This window comes from Limihaloglobus sulfuriphilus, from assembly GCF_001999965.1.
In the GTDB taxonomy this organism is placed as follows: Bacteria; Planctomycetota; Phycisphaerae; order Sedimentisphaerales; family Sedimentisphaeraceae; genus Limihaloglobus; species Limihaloglobus sulfuriphilus.
On sequence record NZ_CP019646.1, the window covers coordinates 1,831,871 to 1,849,389 of the forward strand.

Below are 17,519 nucleotides of genomic sequence, written 5' to 3' on the forward strand. Positions count from 1 at the left end.
TAATACATCAGTTACAGTTAACATCTTCCGGGTCATTGCAGCTGAGCCAGGTATCTGCCAGCATGGCAAAATCCGCAATATCAACATGACAGTCTTCGTTGATATCCGCTGTATATCCGCCGCCGAAAAGCATAAGCTGCTCGCATGTATCAGGGTAAAGCTCGTACGTAACCCATACGTTGTCAACGCTTACAGCGACATCATCATCTGGAAAGCCAAGACCGTCAACGAATACCGATACCGTGTCAAATGTGAAATAGTCAGGATCAGAAGGCGTATCGATCACATCTGTGATGATGTAGCCGGGGCCGACCCTTGCGCTTAGACTGAGCGTCGTCTCATCTAATCTTGTAACTGCGATATCCATGTCGGTTACCAGGTCCTGACAGTTGTAAGAACGGAAAGTGTCTAACAACTGATAACTGATGAAGTGATCTGTGGATGTACCCTCTGTAACCTTTCTGATGCTGGCGTAGCCGTCGGTAGTTCTGCCGGGGTTTGTGATCACAAAGTATCCGGTATCATCAACCCTTTCACCGCCGGTGCCCGAGCCGTCGCCGGTGTCTCTGGTTTCGTTCGAATTAAAGAGGCCAAACATCAAAGCTCTGTCAAAAGATGCGTCTGAAGGCTCAAGAAACTGAAACCTGATTATCGCTTTTAGTGTCTCACCGACCTCAAGCGTGATCGGGTCAACCGCGATAGAATTGGGAATCGCATAATTCTGCCCTGTAAAATGTGCCCAGAACTGATGAACACCGGCCTCCAGTGTCTCAAGGCGGTAATTGGGAACCTCTGTGTTGACAAAGATTGAATCCGCAGCCATTCTTGAAAACCAGTGCATCGAGTATGGTATATCCTGTGTGTGGCGCTCTCTGTCAGTGAACTGGTCGTTAACAATTGTTGCATTGATAATATCCTGGGCAGCGACAGTGAATGTCAAACTCAAGATTACCAGAGTCGGTAACAATACTTTTTTTAACATAATTTAATCTCCTTAAAAAAATAATATTAAGTTGCCGCGGCAGGGAAATTCAATACCCTGTCGCTTATATACATAACGGGTTGTTGAAATCCTGGCACTCAAGCCATTGAGATGCGAGGATATCTATATCTTCAAAATTCACATAACAGTCAGAGTTTATATCTGCCGGCATTCTCTGGCCTGTGCTGATAACTTCGGCGCAGCTGCCCGCAGAGGTTCTCCAGTTATGGCTTAACAGAACCTTATCAACGGTAAGCCTGCCCAGATCCCCTGGGAACGCTCTCCCGTCAACAAAAATTGAAATGGTATCAAAAGAAAAATATCTCTGTTCTGCGGGAACATCTACAATCCCGGTAACATAATATCCCGGGCCTGCCTTAGCGTCAATGCTCAGCGATGTCTCGCTTGTTCTCTCCACTCCAAACTCGACATCATACCCAGTGCCCTGCTGCATGGTAAACGAGCTGAAGGCAACCAATGTCTCATAAAAAGAAAAATGATCGTTGTACTGTGAGCCTTCCTGCAGAATCATTTTCTGTATCTTGGCGTAGCTCATGGTAGTTCGTCCCGGATTTGTCTCGGCATAATAACCGCTGTCATCGCTCCGCTGGGCTCCGGTTCCGGTATAGTCAACTGTATCCCTTGTACCCATTGAGTTAAACAGCCCGAACATCAAAGCCCTGTTCCAGGACGTATCTGCCGCCACCGGAAGGCTTAGCCGCATCACAAAACTCAGAGAATCGCCAACCCCCAGTGTTATCGGGCTGCCCGGCTGGGTAAAATGCGCCCAAACCTGTTGAGATGTGCAGTCGTCAAGGTGCATGTAATAATCCGCCGAAGACGTGTCAACCGTTACGGCGCCGGAGAGGCGTTTGAGCCATTTAGCCGAATCGGGAAGCAGTTGAGTATTTCGTTCTCCGTCAGCAAACTCATCATGCATGAGAATTTGCTCTTCAGTTTCACCGTACAGAGGAGTGGCCTCGGGGCTCTCAGGATCGTTTGTTTCGAGCCACTGCTGAGAAAGAACCTGCCAGTCGTTAATGTCGATATAACAGTCTTTGTTTACATCACTTGTCAAGTCTTTGCCCATATCTGCCGCCTCTATGCGGAAAGTGCCAACGGGCAGGCCGCCCGCTTTGTCTATCAGCTGAGCAATTGGGTTGTAGTCCCAGGCGTATCTCATCTCAACAGGCTGCTCAACCTGGTCTGACCAGACAATTACTGTGTGCTCATCCACTATCTGACATTGAGCTTTGTAGAAAACTCCGTCACTTCCGCATACGGTAAACCCGGCAGGACTGTTCGTCTCGCCGCTGCTGCCCAGGCCCTGCTCGCCTACAGGAGCAAATTGCAGCCTTATGCTTCCGGAACACCGTGAAGCCGTCTCAGCGTTTGGCCGCGGACTCTGCGGAAGATTTTCCCAGCCGTAAGCTATTTTAAGGGCTTCAAGCCCCAGACGGCGGGCAGTTTCTGGTTTATTATCGGGATGTATGTTGTCTGCCTCGCCTATATCTATAGTAACAGCCATACCCACTTTATCAAGCAGCAATGCCTGATTCTGGGCATCTCGAAGCTCGGCCCATTCACTATCTCTTGGTTCATCAGAGCGGGTTCCATAGTTTGGCAGCTGAACAAAGATAAACGGCAGATCACTCGCCCAGTCCCGCCGCCACTGCTCTATCAGAGCCGGAAACAATGTGCGGTATTCCTGCGCCCTTGAAGCGTTAGATTCGCCCTGATACCAGACAAAACCCTTAAAGGCATAACCCATCACAGGCTCTATCATGCCATTGTACAGACCGCCGGGCCGATAGTAGGCCAGCATCGGATTTAACGAATAATCCATTGTATCCGGATCGTAATCTTCCAGATCCTGCTCCCACCTGGCGATCAAATCAGGAAAATCTTCTTCAAGCAGCTCTCTGTTCATCCAGCACTCCGCCCGGGTTCCGCCCCATGCCGCTACCACCATGCCTACAGGCACATTGAGCTGCTCTTTGAAGTAGAGTCCGAGCTGATAGGCAATTGCGGAAAAATCGCCGACAGTATCGCGGCTGCATGAAAGCCAGCGCCCTCTCGGGTCATACATCGGAGTATCTGAGACTTCCTTATATACACTGAAAACCCTCAGATAGTCATCAGGAGCTGAATCAAGTGCCTGCTGGGCCTCTTTGGTATAGCCAAGCCACCACTCCATATTTGACTGACCCGAACAGAGCCAGACTTCTCCAAAAAGGACATCATTGAGCTCAACAAATTCATCACCGCAGGTTACAGTAATCCTGTGCGAATCAAACCCTCCCTGCTGCGGCGGCAATGTTATCTTCCATTCTCCGTTATTATCTGCCGTGGTCTGCCACTGACTATCTCCCAGAGACACCGTTACATCACTCGCTGCCGGCGCCTTGCCCCAGAGAGGTGCGGGCTCATTCTGCTGGAGAATCATATTATCTGAAAATATCGTAGGAAGCACAAGCGAAGGATCCTGCGGGATTGTATTCTGTGCCTGGTCAAACAGGGCAATCCTGTCAAGGCCTATGGTAAGCGGCGGCTGCCAGCTCCATGCCATACTGGAAGATGTAAAAGCGTATCCCTGGAAGTAAACACGCACCAGAGTTATAGGATTGGAGTTGGTGCATTTAAAAAACGGCTCTCCGTTTAGTTTTACAGCGATATCCTCGCCTACCCTGTCTGCTTCCCAAACCGCACTGCCCTGGGCTGACGGTACTGAATTTACCAGAGAAAAACCGTCGGGATACGAATAACTGCGGCACACTCCGAAGCCCGCTTTGCTGTTGTCCTCATAATTCAGCGAGAGCACAACCTCACTGCCGGAATACAGCAGCACCTTTATAAACGGAGCACTTACTATCTCCTGCTGCTGCCACAACGCATCGACACGCAGATGGAAATCTCCAACGTTGTCAACGTACCTTCGCAAACCAAAAGATGTCCACAGATTTTCACCGGTAGGCGCTATATTTGTAAGCATGATCTTAGAATCAGAAACCTGATAGCTGCAATTCTCAGTATCTGTGTTGTCGTATGATAACAGCCATCCCTCAAGAGCGGAACTGTCAAAATCATCATCAAATACGACCTCACCGTACAAGATTCCCGAACATAAAACTGTGAACAGAACAACTGATAATCTTAAAAGTTTGTAATTCATAAAATTTTTCTCTATAAAAATTCTATTTTTCCGCCGCTTTACTGGAGGGCAGTTTCCCAGAGCCATTGACGTGAAAGCACGTAAAAATCAATAATATTGACGTAACAATCCCTGTTAATATCGCCGGCAAGCCTGTTTCCGTAACCGCATGTTTCGCTGCATGCATCAGTCCGGTAGAGATAAACACCGGCAAAATCAAGCCCGAAAGCCCCAATGTCACCGGGAAAGGCCCTGCCGTCAAGAAACAGAGAAATAGTATCAAAGCACAGGTAATCTGAGCCGTCTTCTATCGGTATAAACTCATCATAAATACTTGAGTAAGGCCCGATTACCGAATTGATTTTCAAACCGCCGGGGACACGAAGAATATCAAAGCTGATATCAACTGCCTCTGTTGACATATTATAAGATGTGAAAGTATTTAACACAGTGTAATTAACGAAATGATCGCTTGAAGTATTTTCCGTAACCATACACAGCTTGGCATAGTTATAAGTCGTTTTACCGGGGTTTGTGATTATGAAAAATCCATTATCATCGTTTCTGTTGGCAGAACTGTAAGTCCCGTCTGTTTCATCTCTTGTACCCATTGAATTGAAAAGCCCCAGCATAAGTCCCCGGTCCCACGAAGCATCAGAGCCGCTGAGCATCTCTAATACAACACGCAAACGGATCTGCTCGCCGCTCTCAAGGCATACCTGCTGACCTGCCGGCGTGAAATGGCACCACACCTGCTGAACTCCGTAGGGAGCGGTTTCAATCCTGTAGTCAAGTCCGTGCGACGACGTAAAAACCGACTCTGGAGGCATCTTGGTAAACCATCTTGCCGAGTCCGGCAGGCTCTGAGACACCCTTTCACCGTCGGCAAACCTGTCATACATAAGTGTCTCGTAGCCGGCAATAAGCGGCGAAATAAATACAACAATAAATATGATAATTTTTTGCATCGGGCTCACTTGATAATACGTAATATCGTTATTTTTAAAAAAACTCTAAATTTCTATAAAAAATGCACCTTTTCTGCAAACTGCAAAAAACGCGACTGATACTGCCTTAATTTTAACAATGATTGCTGAAATACGCAAACTAATATTATGACGTACCAAAATATCAAACTTTTAAACGAGGCATTTGCCCGCCTGAACCAACAGACAAATGCCTCACGCTGCATATTACAATTACTGCTTCCTGGTTTTCCTAAAAAACGGAACCATAGCGGCTAAAAGTACAAATGTAGCCGGCTCTGGTATCTGGTTGTAAACCACCGTAACATAATCGGCGGCTATCGCGCCGGTATCGCCTGGAAATCCTCTGCCATCATAATAGAAAGAAATCGTATCGAAAACTGAATAGACATCGCTGCTGTCAACTATACCCGAAAAAGTATAGTTGCTCGGGCCGGTTCTTCCGCTAAGAGTAATCTCAGACTCACCGGTCCTGGCAACGGTAAGCCCAACCTGATACTGTGCCTCCGCCTGCATTGGCCATGAAGACGTATTTGCCATATTTGTATAATGCACAAAATGGTCACTTGCTGTAGATGGCGTAACCTTGTTGACAGTTGAACGATTTATGCTGTTGACTCCGGGATTGGTAATCACAAAATAACCTGTATCATCCGTTCTGGCAGCGCCTACGCCCGAGCCGTCCGCGGCATCCCTGGTACCGTTGGAATTAAACAGACCAAACCATAAAGTCCTGTCCCAGCTGCCGTCAGAAGCTACAGGCATTAGAGCGTTAAATGTAAAATCGATGCTCTCACCTACCTGCAGATTGACCGGAGAGCCGCTTTCTGTGAAATGTGCCCAAAACTGATTGCCGGCGGAAACACTTGTTTCAATCCTGTAATTAGCAACACCTGTGTTGACAAACAGCGTTGAACTATCACTTCTGGTGTACCACTTTGCGGAACTCGGCAGGTTTTGAGTGTCCCGCTCGCTGTCATTAAACGGATCATACATAAGCTGTAACGCATCTGCATAAACAAAAGACACACAAAACAACGTCAAAACCACCAGGTAATTAACAAATAATCCTTTACTCAACATAGTTTTTCTCCAATTAAACTAATTTTCAATTCCCTGAAAACATGATATTACGCAATATCAATCATTTAGCAATTATTGTAAAGACAAATTACGGTTATGTCAAATAATTATTTGCTTTTTTTTTGGAGTTAGCGCATATTTTAGGTGTGATGTGTTGTCGAGACATTAACGAATCATATTAAAAACCGTCAAAGCAAGTATCTGTAAATAGGAAACGGCATCTCACGGCAAATAACATGTACCGTTTCAAAACGAGACTTCTTATTTTTTTGCTGCTACGAAACACAAAACGGTTTAAGCGGCATAAGAAATAAAACTGTATCATGTTCTATAATACCCATCACACAAACTTCCAAACAGGGACTTCACCCTTAAAAACCCATTTTCCCAAAGTTATGCTAAAAACACGTAATATTACGAGTTGCTTGCCTTACTCAATAATACTAACATTAAGATGAAAGTATTTATCTTGTTTTATATAAGATTTTGTACATGCGCTATAAGATGAATTATGAGTACTTGATTTAAATTACAGAGGCAGGATTCATGAAAAGTATCACTCTTTTAACACAATTAATTAAACTCAAAAGATGTTCCTGTAATTTTTACGCCTGAAAATCAGTCAGAGTTAACAATATATAAGGTTTAGGTCTAAATAACAACAGACCCTGCCTTACAGAGCAAAAAGGAACATGACAATGTTAAGAACAGGCAACAGACGATTTAGAGGCAGCTCAATGCCGCTTGCAGTGGTTGGTTTGATGATAACTACGGCTGTTACTACGACAGTTATAAAAGAAAAAGCAGAGTTTTTTCTCTTTTCTAAAGAATCAAAGAAGGATTATGTCGCTAATGTCGCTGCTGAGGCAGCTCTTGAGGAAGCGATTAACATATCCCGCCGGATACACAGAGAAAAACGGCTTCCAAACCAGAGCAAAAGTGCCGCCTCAAAGATTTCCAGTGAGAGACAGCCTGTTCAGCAGCAGGGCAGCGATTATGTGACTAAAGACGGATCTTTAAGCATCTGCAAACATGATTCTGTGAAACAAAACCGAAACCGCATAACTATCCCGCAAAAATACATCTATGTCACGCCGGTGCGGGGATTCTATCAAACCATAAGAGCGGCAGCCAATTATTATGTAATCAAAACTGACTCAAACTTCACTGACTTCGAGGTTACCGGCTACGGCCAATGCGGTAAAGTAAAATCGGACTTTTTAGCAAAACTCCGCGGTGGTAAAAACGGTCTGGAAACCATCTACAAAGAGAGCTATTAGCAATAAATACGGATTCAACTTCTGCAACGGTTTACAAATATTTATGCAGGAGCAAATTCGTGAGTTTGCTCTACGATACTGATAAAATGCCGTCCGGCTTTTCGGGACTTACGGGCGGTTTTCAATCAGCTCATTCATATCGAACCTATAGTACTTCTGCTGCCATGCCGGACTGCCGTCCTTGTCGGCGTTGGCGACGTATATCACGCCGTCCTGGGGTATCATGAGGGCATTATGCAGATTTGATTTCATTGCTACGGGGTGATCCATCAGACGGATCGCGGCGTGCTCATCAAACTTTCCGTAGTTTTCACGCACCAGCCTGGCAAGATTCGCGTAGCGTTTACCGGAGGATAGCAGCACCGTATTCTCCACAGGCTCAGGCAGCAGCTCGTGAAAACTGCCCGGATTTACCCGCTCAACCTTCTCCGGCAGGCACCACAGACCCGCCGCGTCATCTGCCCGAGCGTCAGCGATTACATAGTAATACTCGCAAGTCCTTGGATTATCAGTAAATACAGAGACAGCCTGCTCAAGTGAGCCAGCCTGTTCAAGCACCATACGCACGAGAAATGACATAGGAATCCCGTTCCACATGCCGACACCGCCGCCGCCCATCTCGCCGATGCTGATCTGCTCGGTGTTCATACCGGTTACAGAGCCGATAAAGCCGGCATACGAGACGTTGACAAAGGGGATCTTGCCCTCGGGCTCTGCAATTATCAGAACAGCGTGGTCCTGGAGTTTCCAGTCAACGCCGTAATCAAGCACCCTGCCGTGATAAAGTCTGCCGGTTGAGCCTGCGTCTTTGAGCAGAGCAAAACCCGAACAGTGAAAAAGCTCCGGTATCAAATTGGTTGCGAACACTTCAAGCTCGGGAACATCGGCAGCCTTTGCCAGCGTCTTCATCTCAGCGATATAGTCCGGCGGAATTTTATCAGAAAATATCTCGTTTATTCCAGCGGCTATCATCATGGGTGTTAGCTTAATCCCGCAGAAATCGAGTTTTATATCTTCCCTGCCGTGAAGGAGGTACTGGATATTCCGGCGGATATGCTCCTTTAACAGTGTGCCGTGCTGGGTACCCATTTCTTGCGGTGTGCCCTTAAGATGCAGAACCGGATAGCCGTCAACCGTCTCCAGATACCCCTTGCCGCACTCCGCGATGAGTTTTCGATCGACCGCGGCAGCGACGAATGAAACAATCAGAAACAATGTGAGCGATAAACGTACAATCTTCATATTAACTCCTTTATTTATAACAATTTACAACTATAACCTTAAATCTGTCAGCTATAAACATAATTACTGCCTGATTATCTGGCCAAATCGTTCTCTATGTTCGCTGGGGCTTATACCGGTTTCACGCCTGAAATAACGTGAAATATTGTTAACGCTTGTAAAACCGAGAATTATAGCAATTTTATAAATGGAGAGATTTGTTTCTTCAAGCATTCTGGCAACCCGCTGAACTCTTGCCCTGCGTATTTCCTGCAATACAGAGCGGTTTCTCTCGTTGCGGAATTTCTGCTCAAGTGTCCTGCGTGAAGCAACAACCGCCTCGGCGACATCGGTAACCTGGATTGGACGTTTACTGTTTACGTAGATAAAATCAAGCGCCCTTGCGACTAACGGCTCGTTTGTAATAAGAGCAGGGGTTGAGCCTCTTTCAATTACTCTAAGAGGGAAGGCAGATATCATCCGCGGCTCATATTTCGCCCCGTCCATGAGTTCTTTCAGGAATTCCGCGGCCTCATAACCTGTTCTTTCGTAATCAAGCTCTATGCTGGAGAGTATCGGATTTGTCAGATGGCAAATCAGTCTGTCATTATCAACACCTAAAACCGCCACCTCATTAGGGACTGAAATTCCCTGATTTTTACACGCCTCAAGAATGTGCAGCGCTCTGTCATCATTACAGGCCATAACCGCCACCGGCTTAGGCAGTGACTTTAGCCAGTCCATGAGCAATTTTTGCTCCTTTTCCCAGGGCCGCTGGTACCGCATCTGCGGGCGGCTGTAGAATTGAATTTTAAATCCATGCTTCTTGAGCTCATCTCTGAACGCTTCCCCTCTTTCTGTTGACCAGTACATATCACTCCAACCGCAGAATGCAAAGTTGCGGAAATTCTTCTCTAAGAAAAAATCAGCGGCCATTTTGCCGATAGCCCCGCTGTCAGGATGGATTGTGTGGACGCTGTGATATTTTTGCTTCCCTCCAAAAGCTATAACAGGCAGCCCGGGGCGGCGAAGTTTTTCAAGCTGTTCAAGCTCAGAGACATGCGCTACTATGCCGTCGGCATTCCAGTTCTCCAAAATTGGAATAACTCTTTCATGCTGACCGCCCGGTTCGTTGTAAAACGTCCACGGCCCGTGAAGTCTGGCATATTTTGTTATGCCCGACAACAAAGCACGATCATAACCCCGGGCAGTCGATATAAGCAGAATAACCTTGGGTATATTTGGCATTTATTATATCTCCAATGACTGCCGGTAATTGTATCAGGTCACCATCGCAAAACAATAAAAAAAACGCCGCCGCTTTAAATTTACGGCAGCGTGTTAATCAGTAAAATCATTTAAGATCGGGAATATCACACTCAAAAACAGGGCTCTTGGCACCTGGGATTGATATCTTTAGACTGCCCGATTCAACCGTGGCTGTCGGCTTAGCGGATATCATCTCGCTAAGTTCCGTATCTGTATTGGCTCTAACCGCACAAACCAGAAGGCTTATGCCTTTATCCAGCTGGCCGGTCAACATCGGAATCGCTGTCCTTTGATGTATCAGGTTGGTATTCGGGCTTGGCTTAATTATCTGCGGGTCACGTTTTCCAAGTAAGTCCGCGATAACGCTGGTGCCCCAGGGGTAATTTGCCGCCGCCAGTGAGTTTTCACAGTGAATTGTCTCAGAATCCGGCGGGTACTGTAAGTCTTCTTCTCTTGACAGGGCGAAACCGCCCTCCGCGGCAACTAATTTCCTCCGGCTGTCAATCAAATGCACTCTGACATGCCAGGGATTAGCCGCGATGAGCCATGTTTTGACCGATACATCGTTCCATGGACGCCACAATGAATAGATACATTCAGGGCTGATCTCGAATTGTTCGCACTTTCTTCTGGTTCTGTAAACATTGTCGTCCTGCTCAATAAGTGCCAGCGTTGAATCGAAAGCCCCCTGCTCAAGGCTGTTCATTTCCCTTGGAACACTGAATCCAAACCTGTTTGAATACGCGAACTTAGAATACTTGGCAGCGTTATGACTGAACTCCATACCTGGGAACTGGCCTGAAGTCAGCGAAAAAACGTGGTCTTTGTCGCGGCAGATTGTCATTCTGCAATGCTCCAGGGTCACAGTCGCCTTCAGCTCCGGCAGGGGTTTTTCCTCTGCCTGCCAGAATGGATGCTGTTCATCTAAGGCAAGCGGCAGAAACGCCTTAAAAGCCCAATAGGGTGAGCCCGGAGCGTTATAAATTTCAGACATAAACAGGTTTGGATAACAATAACCAATAGACATAATCCCGTTTGGATAGTAGATAGGCTGACGCAGCCACCATCTAAGATGCCTTAAATACAGACCTTTTACAATGCCCCAGTCATCGAACGCGTCAACATCGGCAAACGCCAGAGCACCCCAGAAGGCACCCTGCGCAAAACGATAGGTCAAACTTCTGCCAAAAGGTACGGCAGAACCGTCAGAGGCAAACCAGTAGATAAAATCTTTGGCAAACTCCGCCGCACGTTCACGAAAGCGCCGCGACCTTTCAGGGTCAATATCAGACATGAGATGGGCATAGATCAAAGCGTAATAGTGCATAGCGAAGGGGATATAATAATCACGCTGCTCTCTTTTATAGCCGTCGGAATACCAGCCGTCAGAGATGTAGAAATCTTCCATTCTCTGAAGATATTCATCGTTGCGTTCTTTATTATAATCCAGCCCGAGCTTTTGAAAAGCCATGTTGACCAGTATAGCCATAAACTTCCAGTTACAATCGGGAAGCTCCTTATCATTGCACTGGTCCAGCCAGCAGACAAAATTCTTTTTCTGCTTCTCGTCTAAGCTGTCCCATATTACATCACTGCCAAGCGAGAGGCCAAGGGCTAAAGGAGGCATCTCGACAACTCTCTGATCTACATCCCATATTTTACCCCAGTATTCAGGGTGCTGAGGGTCTGTACCGTTTTTAATGCCTTCGATGCACTTATCCCAAAGTTCTGTTTCTCCGCCGCCGGCAACTAACGGAACCAGGCCCCAGAGAGGACGGGAAAAAGATTCCATAACCGCGGCGATTTCTTCGTAATTAGCACCGCTGGTGCCCGCGTAAACCCTTGCGCAGCCCGGGCTGTAGAGATCCTTTAAAGGACTGCACAGCTGAGAAACTGCCGTCTGCACATCTTTTCTGGTTTTTACAGGGTTCTTTGTAATTGGTAAATCGAAATATTGCATGAGAAAACCTGACTATTTTTTACCGTAGATAAGTTCTGCCGCGGCCTCAAGAGATTCAGGCGCAACGCCGTATGTATTGATCACGGTTTTGAATTTATCGGAAACTGTGAGCGGATAGTGAGAGTTTGTAACAACAATAACCGGTTTGCCTTTTTTGTGAAGCTCTTCGATATAATCAGTGTCATTATGCTCTCTTCTGTCGAAATAGTTAGTAACTACCAGCACATCCGCCTCATCAAGACGATTTTCTATCCTGGCCTTGTCATCATCAGTATAGCACATTTCAGTCTCAACAATGCCGACGTTTTCAGAGTGTTTGCACATGATTTCCCAGAAGATACCAGGGTGGCATTTCTGGCTGTTGATACGTACATGGAGCGGATTACGCTGTTCTACCAGAATAACCTTAGTGTCCGGGCTTAACGGCAGAATTTCGTTTTCATCTCTCATCAGCTTCAAGCTGGCCTCGGCGGTTTCTTTCGCAATTTGAGCTACACGGGGGTCAAGAAAACCCTCATCAGCTTTTGTCTCGTCGGCGAGATTACCGTTTTCGAACAGACCATAATCATACTTAACACTCAGCGTACGGGCAATAGCCTCATCAAGCCTTTCTTCCGGCAGATCGCCCTTGTAGGCAGAATCAACCAGTTTTTCGATAACCTCATCAATCAACGGGCTCTCATCCCGCAGAAGGATCAGATCAGAACCGGCCATTATTGAACGCCTGCACGCCTCGTAAACTTCGTATTTCTGAACGATGCCGCCCATTGTTATATCATCAGTTGTAACGGTTCCCTCAAAACCCATCTCATTTCTAAGCAGATCGATAAGAAGCGGCTTAGAAAGTGTACTCGGCTCTTTGTCATCGTAAGCCGGATATACAGTATGGGCAGTCATGATGGAAGGAATCCCGGCATCAACCAGCGCCTGGAAAGGTTTTAAATGTTCCTGCATCTGCCCTTTGTCAAGATTGATGTACGGCAGGCCGGCATGAGCATCTTCTTTGGAGGCACCTCTGCCGGGGTAATGCTTGCCAGAAGTTATCAGCCCGCCGTCTCTGTAACCTTCAAACGCGGCGGTGGCAAATTTAATCACCTCTTGGGCAGTTTCACCGTAAGCTCTGTCTGATATTTCCGGATTCAGCGGCTCAGTATTTACGCCAAGTACCGGAGAATGAAGCCAGTTAACGCCAATACTCCTCAGCTGTCTGGCTGTAGCCCACGCGGCGTTGTACGCCTGCTGCGGGTCGCCGCTCTTTGCAAGGCCCATCGGCATTGGGAAGTTATATATCCCGCCTCTGGTGTAATCACAGCTGACGCCGCCTTCCATATCCATTGTAACGTGCAGCGGGACTCCAAGACCGTTATCCAACGCTTCCTGCTTCATGGTGTTAAGGAAGCGGCAGTATTCTTCGTTTGTGCAGTGCGGAACGGTGTTATCTTCCACGTAGTCCTTTACGCTGCGTACCGGAGAACGCAAAACCCTGTCGGCAAATTCCCGACTTGTGGCATAGGGGTCATGCCTTGCGGTCTTGCTGCGGAAGGTCAGCCCCGCCCTGATACCTGATGGATAGTAATTGCGGATTCTACGCAGTATTTCCGGTGTTATAATAGTACCGCAAAAACCTATCACAAAACATTGGCCGACTTTCTGCTCAATGCTCATCTCTGCGATAAGTTTGCTTATCAATTCTTTCTTGCTCTGTTTCCTGCTTGTTTTTTCCATTAGTTCTGGACTCATTTTAAATTCCTTAAATTATCAATTTACATCATTTCATATTTATTTTACAACTGAATCGTCCGCAGATTCCCCGCTTGTAGAGATCAGCAGTAACCCTATAGCAGCGACAAAACCGCCGACAAAAAGTATCCCAAACCTTCCAAAGAATGACCACGGGTTTGGAAGCAGCATTAAAAAACACACTGCAGCACCAATTACCAGGCATATCCGCCCAACCATCCGGCTCTGTCTTGAATCGTTTCCCACGCCGACTTCCCGGGCAAAATCTATCGGAGTCTTCATTCGAACGAAAAACTCTTTGACCTGTTCCCTGTATGCCTGGCCGGCGCTCTTCCAGAAAAGTTTTGTGAAATAGAACGCACTTATAGAGGCCGCAAAATTAGCGGCTGTCTTTGTCTGCCAGAGCCATGGCTCTTTGAGGAAAGGTACAGACTGAATCAGGCTCGACTCACTTCCGCTGAAAAAGCCCATTGCCGAAACAATAAAGCCGACAATAACAGAGAAGATGCACGACCAGTGCGGAACTCTCTGCACAAGCAGACCAAGCAGCATCGGAGTAAGAAGCGGCACCATAAGCATCGCGCTTATATCAAGCATGTACTGGAATATGCCTTTGCTGTCTTTTATTGAGAAATAATACGCAATAGACATAACCATCAATCCCATAAGGCCCGTTGTAATTCGGCCTACTAAAAGCAGCACACGGCTGTCTTCATCGGGCTCTTTAATACGCAACGCGCGGCATACAGCCGGAAAAATGTCGTTAGTTATAACAGCGGAATTGCGGTTAAGGCCCGAATCCATTGAGCTTGTAGTAGCGGCAAACATAGCAACCACCATCAGTCCGGTCAGACCCACCGGCAGCAGATTCATACCCGCAATAGCGTAAGAGGCCTCTGCCGGTTTGGCAATGGCTATAGAGTTAACCGCCTCGGGAAACATAAGCCTTGCCGTCATAGGAGGGATAAACCATATCAGGCTCCCGATAAACATCAAAACCGCGGTGAGCAGGGCTGCCTTGCGGGCTTCATTTCCGGTCTTTACCGAAAAGAATCTCTGAGCGTTGGTAAGCGAGTTAAATGCGGTAACATTTTTTACCAGTATTATAAACGCCCAGAAATATGTATAATTTGAGTTGAACCTCTGCGGCTCGTTAAACATCTTATAATCGGCACTAAGTCCGGCTTCTTTGATTTTGCTGAACAACCCGTCAATGCCGCCCAGCTTAATCATGCAGAGCACCGCCAGAAGTATTGTCATCGGCATCAGGATACTGCTCTGTATAAAATCGCTGGCCATGATACCCCAGCTGCCGCCCAGCATTGAGTAAAACAGAACAACAAAACCTATGACAAATATGATAACCTGTACATCATAGCCAAAAACCGCCGAGCTGAATATCGCAAGGCCGTAGAGATGAAGTGCGGAAAAACACATCTGTGTCAGAACCGTTATCCAGGCATAAAACTGGCGGGTTTTCTCTCCAAAACGGTTTCTGATAACCTCTGGAGGGCTGATAACACGCAGCTGCCTGAACCAGGGGGCCAGAAAAGCGGCGTTAACCAGAAACGCAACAACGTTAGCGAGGAAAATAATCATAGCAGACCAGCCCGCCTCAAAAGCGACGCCGGCGGCTCCGGTAAACGTCCACGCACTGAAACAGCTCATAAAACAGCTTGCTCCCACAAGCCACCACTTGCCGCGGCAGCCGCTGCGGAAATAATCACTCTTATTTGTGCTGAGCCGTTTGAAAACAAACGATACAGCTATAAGAAGCAGTAAATAACCCGCTATAACAGAATATTCTAACCAGGTGTTATCCATTCAAATGCCTTTTTAATTGAAACATATAATTTTATCTTCAAGGTTGTAGTAAACTTCAAATATATCACTTTTGTATTTGATTTGAAATTTACCCTTATCCGGCTCCAGCGATGATGCGTTTATATTAAAGTCAACCTCAGGAGAGCTCCCTTTATAGGGAACAACCGCAGCGGCAAAGAACACAAAATCGTCACAGCTTTGTTTCTCCAGCGTATAGGCACAGGCTTCTCTGGGCTGTTTTTCGCCGTAAACGTAAGAGACGTACCCCTCGCGCCTTTCAAGGTTCATGCCCTGCTGGGCAAAGGGCTTAACAATGAGATTTACATCGCCGCTGTAATCGGTTTTGGCTGTTAGCTCGAGCTTGTCATACAGTACTCTGCCGGGAGCAAAATTATAATGACAGGCAACTTCACCCTCCGCAGAGCCGATGGCAAAATCTAATACGACAAAGAATTCATTGTTGAGGAAAAACACGCCTCTGCGGTGTTTTAGATTTTCATAACTCTGATTCTCGACCAAAACAGCGTCAATATTCCCGGAGGATTCAAACATAAGAAACTTCGGCGCATATTCAGAGTTCTCGCCGTTTAAAGTAACAGTCTGGTGAGACGAGGTCTTTCTAAACCAGTCCCGCCACTTTTCGTCACCGCTATATACATACTTGCCCGAATCAGGCATCAGGTGTTTGCCGTATGCATACACCTCAAAAGTCCCGTTATCCGGCTGACAGTGCCAGCCGCCGTCGGGGCCGTTTTTCATTACAAGACAGACATCATCCTCTGACCAGCCGCTTCTGAATGAATAAAAACCGCTTTTTTTCAGGGCAAAGGCTGTCTGGGCAGGGGCTGTTCCCTCACTGCCGCCGGTCGCCAGGTACCGGAAATCATCCCTGTCGAACAAATCGGCATATCTTCCCAGAAAACGCCAGAGCGTTCCTTTGGCATCTTCTGTGCCTTTCCAGGAATCTCCAAACTGAGCTGCCCTGCCGTCGGGCATGGCCGTCTTCATCGTTGCTTCGGCCATCTTTTCAAGAAGATCCACAAAATTAAATTTACCGTGTCTGCCGTTCATATATGCTATTCCATAGCTTGAGGAGAAACTGTCAACGGTACCGACATGGTAATGCGGAGAAAGCTCTATGTGAAAACCGTCAGGGTAAACCTGATTGCGTATTTCTCTGTTAAGAATTTTCGCCGCCTTTTCGAGCCATTTATCAGAGTTTTTGAATTCAGGGAAAAATGAACCGGCAAAACTGAGCCCGTTGGCATTTATCAGGGCTATATTTTTGGTTTCACGGTGGTTTTGGGTTACATAATCTGCATGTTCGCCGTAACTGTTTAGAAAATCAATCAAAACGGTCTCGTCAAACTCGCCGGAGTCGAAGAAATACTGAAAATGGTACGTCCAGCTTTTGAGCCTGCTTGAAGCCTCGAGACTGCGCCAGGCAAACGCATGGTCGCTGTCATTGGGATTTTTCTTTATCCAGTCCTGCAGCTGAAAGACATATCCGGCGGCATACTTCGAGTCCTTTGTTCGCTGGTATTGCAGCCCCATAGACTCCCACCAGTACATCCTGTGCAGCTGCCAGAGCCATTCTTTATCCTGCACGGGACTCTGCGACCAGTTTATATCCTTGCCGCAAAAGTGCGGCGGGTAGCTTTTCTGGCCGATGAATTTATGTTCCAACGCCAGATCCGCCCACTCAGGGTTATCAGCCCAGCCGCGGAAACGCGCTGACATCAAGCCCCCGCCCAGATTCAGGCTCCCGTCTCTGCCGACAGGATGCTTGACATTGCTTCGCCGGCTGTAGTATTTGAGCAGTTCTTCGCCAAAAAGCTCGAAATCGCCTTTATCATAAGCGGTTTTTACCTTTTCAAGACCAGGGTAACTCAAATCAAGCTGGGCGCCCAAATTTTCAACCGCTTTTTGCGATGCAACAGCGATGCTGTTCAAAGCAGAGAAAAGAAAGCACATCAGCAAGATGCTGCCGCTGAATAATACTGTTTTACCGGTGTTTTTCACA

At 46.9% G+C, this 17,519-nt stretch carries 11 protein-coding genes; 1 reads left to right on the plus strand and 10 read right to left on the minus strand.

Annotated elements, in window-relative coordinates; translation table 11 throughout:
• Nucleotides 1-7 precede the first annotated feature (7 nt).
• From SMSP2_RS06935 to SMSP2_RS06950, 4 genes are all read right to left on the minus strand, one after another.
• Nucleotides 8-982, minus strand: a complete 975-nt coding sequence (locus SMSP2_RS06935; protein ID WP_146683259.1) for a hypothetical protein — start codon at nucleotides 980-982, stop codon at nucleotides 8-10.
• 64 nt (nucleotides 983-1,046) lie between these two features.
• Entirely contained in the window at nucleotides 1,047-4,154 is a 3,108-nt protein-coding gene (locus SMSP2_RS06940) for a sialate O-acetylesterase (protein ID WP_186804909.1), read from the minus strand.
• Between the two features lie 38 nt (nucleotides 4,155-4,192).
• Nucleotides 4,193-5,101 (minus strand): hypothetical protein, encoded by a 909-nt coding sequence (locus SMSP2_RS06945; RefSeq protein WP_146683261.1) that lies wholly within the window; start codon nucleotides 5,099-5,101, stop codon nucleotides 4,193-4,195.
• A 231-nt stretch (nucleotides 5,102-5,332) separates the two neighbouring features.
• The gene (locus SMSP2_RS06950; RefSeq protein WP_146683262.1) at nucleotides 5,333-6,202 is read right to left on the minus strand and encodes a hypothetical protein; all 870 of its coding nucleotides are present in this window, start codon (nucleotides 6,200-6,202) and stop codon (nucleotides 5,333-5,335) included.
• Nucleotides 6,203-6,900: 698 nt separating this feature from the next.
• Between SMSP2_RS06950 and SMSP2_RS06955 the strand changes: the two genes are divergently transcribed.
• The gene (locus SMSP2_RS06955; RefSeq protein ID WP_146683263.1) at nucleotides 6,901-7,482 is read left to right on the plus strand and encodes a hypothetical protein; all 582 of its coding nucleotides are present in this window, start codon (nucleotides 6,901-6,903) and stop codon (nucleotides 7,480-7,482) included.
• Between the two features lie 108 nt (nucleotides 7,483-7,590).
• Here the strand turns inward: SMSP2_RS06955 and SMSP2_RS06960 are convergent, their stop codons facing one another.
• The 6 genes from SMSP2_RS06960 to SMSP2_RS06985 form a co-directional block, all read right to left on the minus strand.
• On the minus strand, nucleotides 7,591-8,724 hold the full coding sequence (locus tag SMSP2_RS06960; RefSeq protein WP_146683264.1) for a C45 family autoproteolytic acyltransferase/hydolase: 1,134 nt from the start codon (nucleotides 8,722-8,724) through the stop codon (nucleotides 7,591-7,593).
• A gap of 63 nt (nucleotides 8,725-8,787) precedes the next feature.
• Nucleotides 8,788-9,951 carry an AraC family transcriptional regulator gene (locus tag SMSP2_RS06965; RefSeq protein ID WP_146683265.1) on the minus strand — a complete coding sequence of 388 codons (1,164 nt, stop codon included), beginning with the start codon at nucleotides 9,949-9,951 and terminating at the stop codon, nucleotides 8,788-8,790.
• 106 nt (nucleotides 9,952-10,057) lie between these two features.
• The gene (locus tag SMSP2_RS06970) at nucleotides 10,058-11,932 is read right to left on the minus strand and encodes a DUF2264 domain-containing protein (protein WP_146683266.1); all 1,875 of its coding nucleotides are present in this window, start codon (nucleotides 11,930-11,932) and stop codon (nucleotides 10,058-10,060) included.
• A gap of 12 nt (nucleotides 11,933-11,944) precedes the next feature.
• A complete protein-coding gene (locus SMSP2_RS06975) occupies nucleotides 11,945-13,672 on the minus strand; it encodes a glycoside hydrolase family 3 protein (protein WP_146683267.1) in 1,728 nt (575 codons plus the stop codon).
• Nucleotides 13,673-13,711: 39 nt separating this feature from the next.
• Nucleotides 13,712-15,496, minus strand: a complete 1,785-nt coding sequence (locus tag SMSP2_RS06980) for a sodium:solute symporter family transporter (RefSeq protein WP_146683268.1) — start codon at nucleotides 15,494-15,496, stop codon at nucleotides 13,712-13,714.
• A gap of 12 nt (nucleotides 15,497-15,508) precedes the next feature.
• The gene (locus SMSP2_RS06985) at nucleotides 15,509-17,518 is read right to left on the minus strand and encodes an alginate lyase family protein (protein WP_146683269.1); all 2,010 of its coding nucleotides are present in this window, start codon (nucleotides 17,516-17,518) and stop codon (nucleotides 15,509-15,511) included.
• Nucleotide 17,519: the final 1 nt, after the last annotated feature.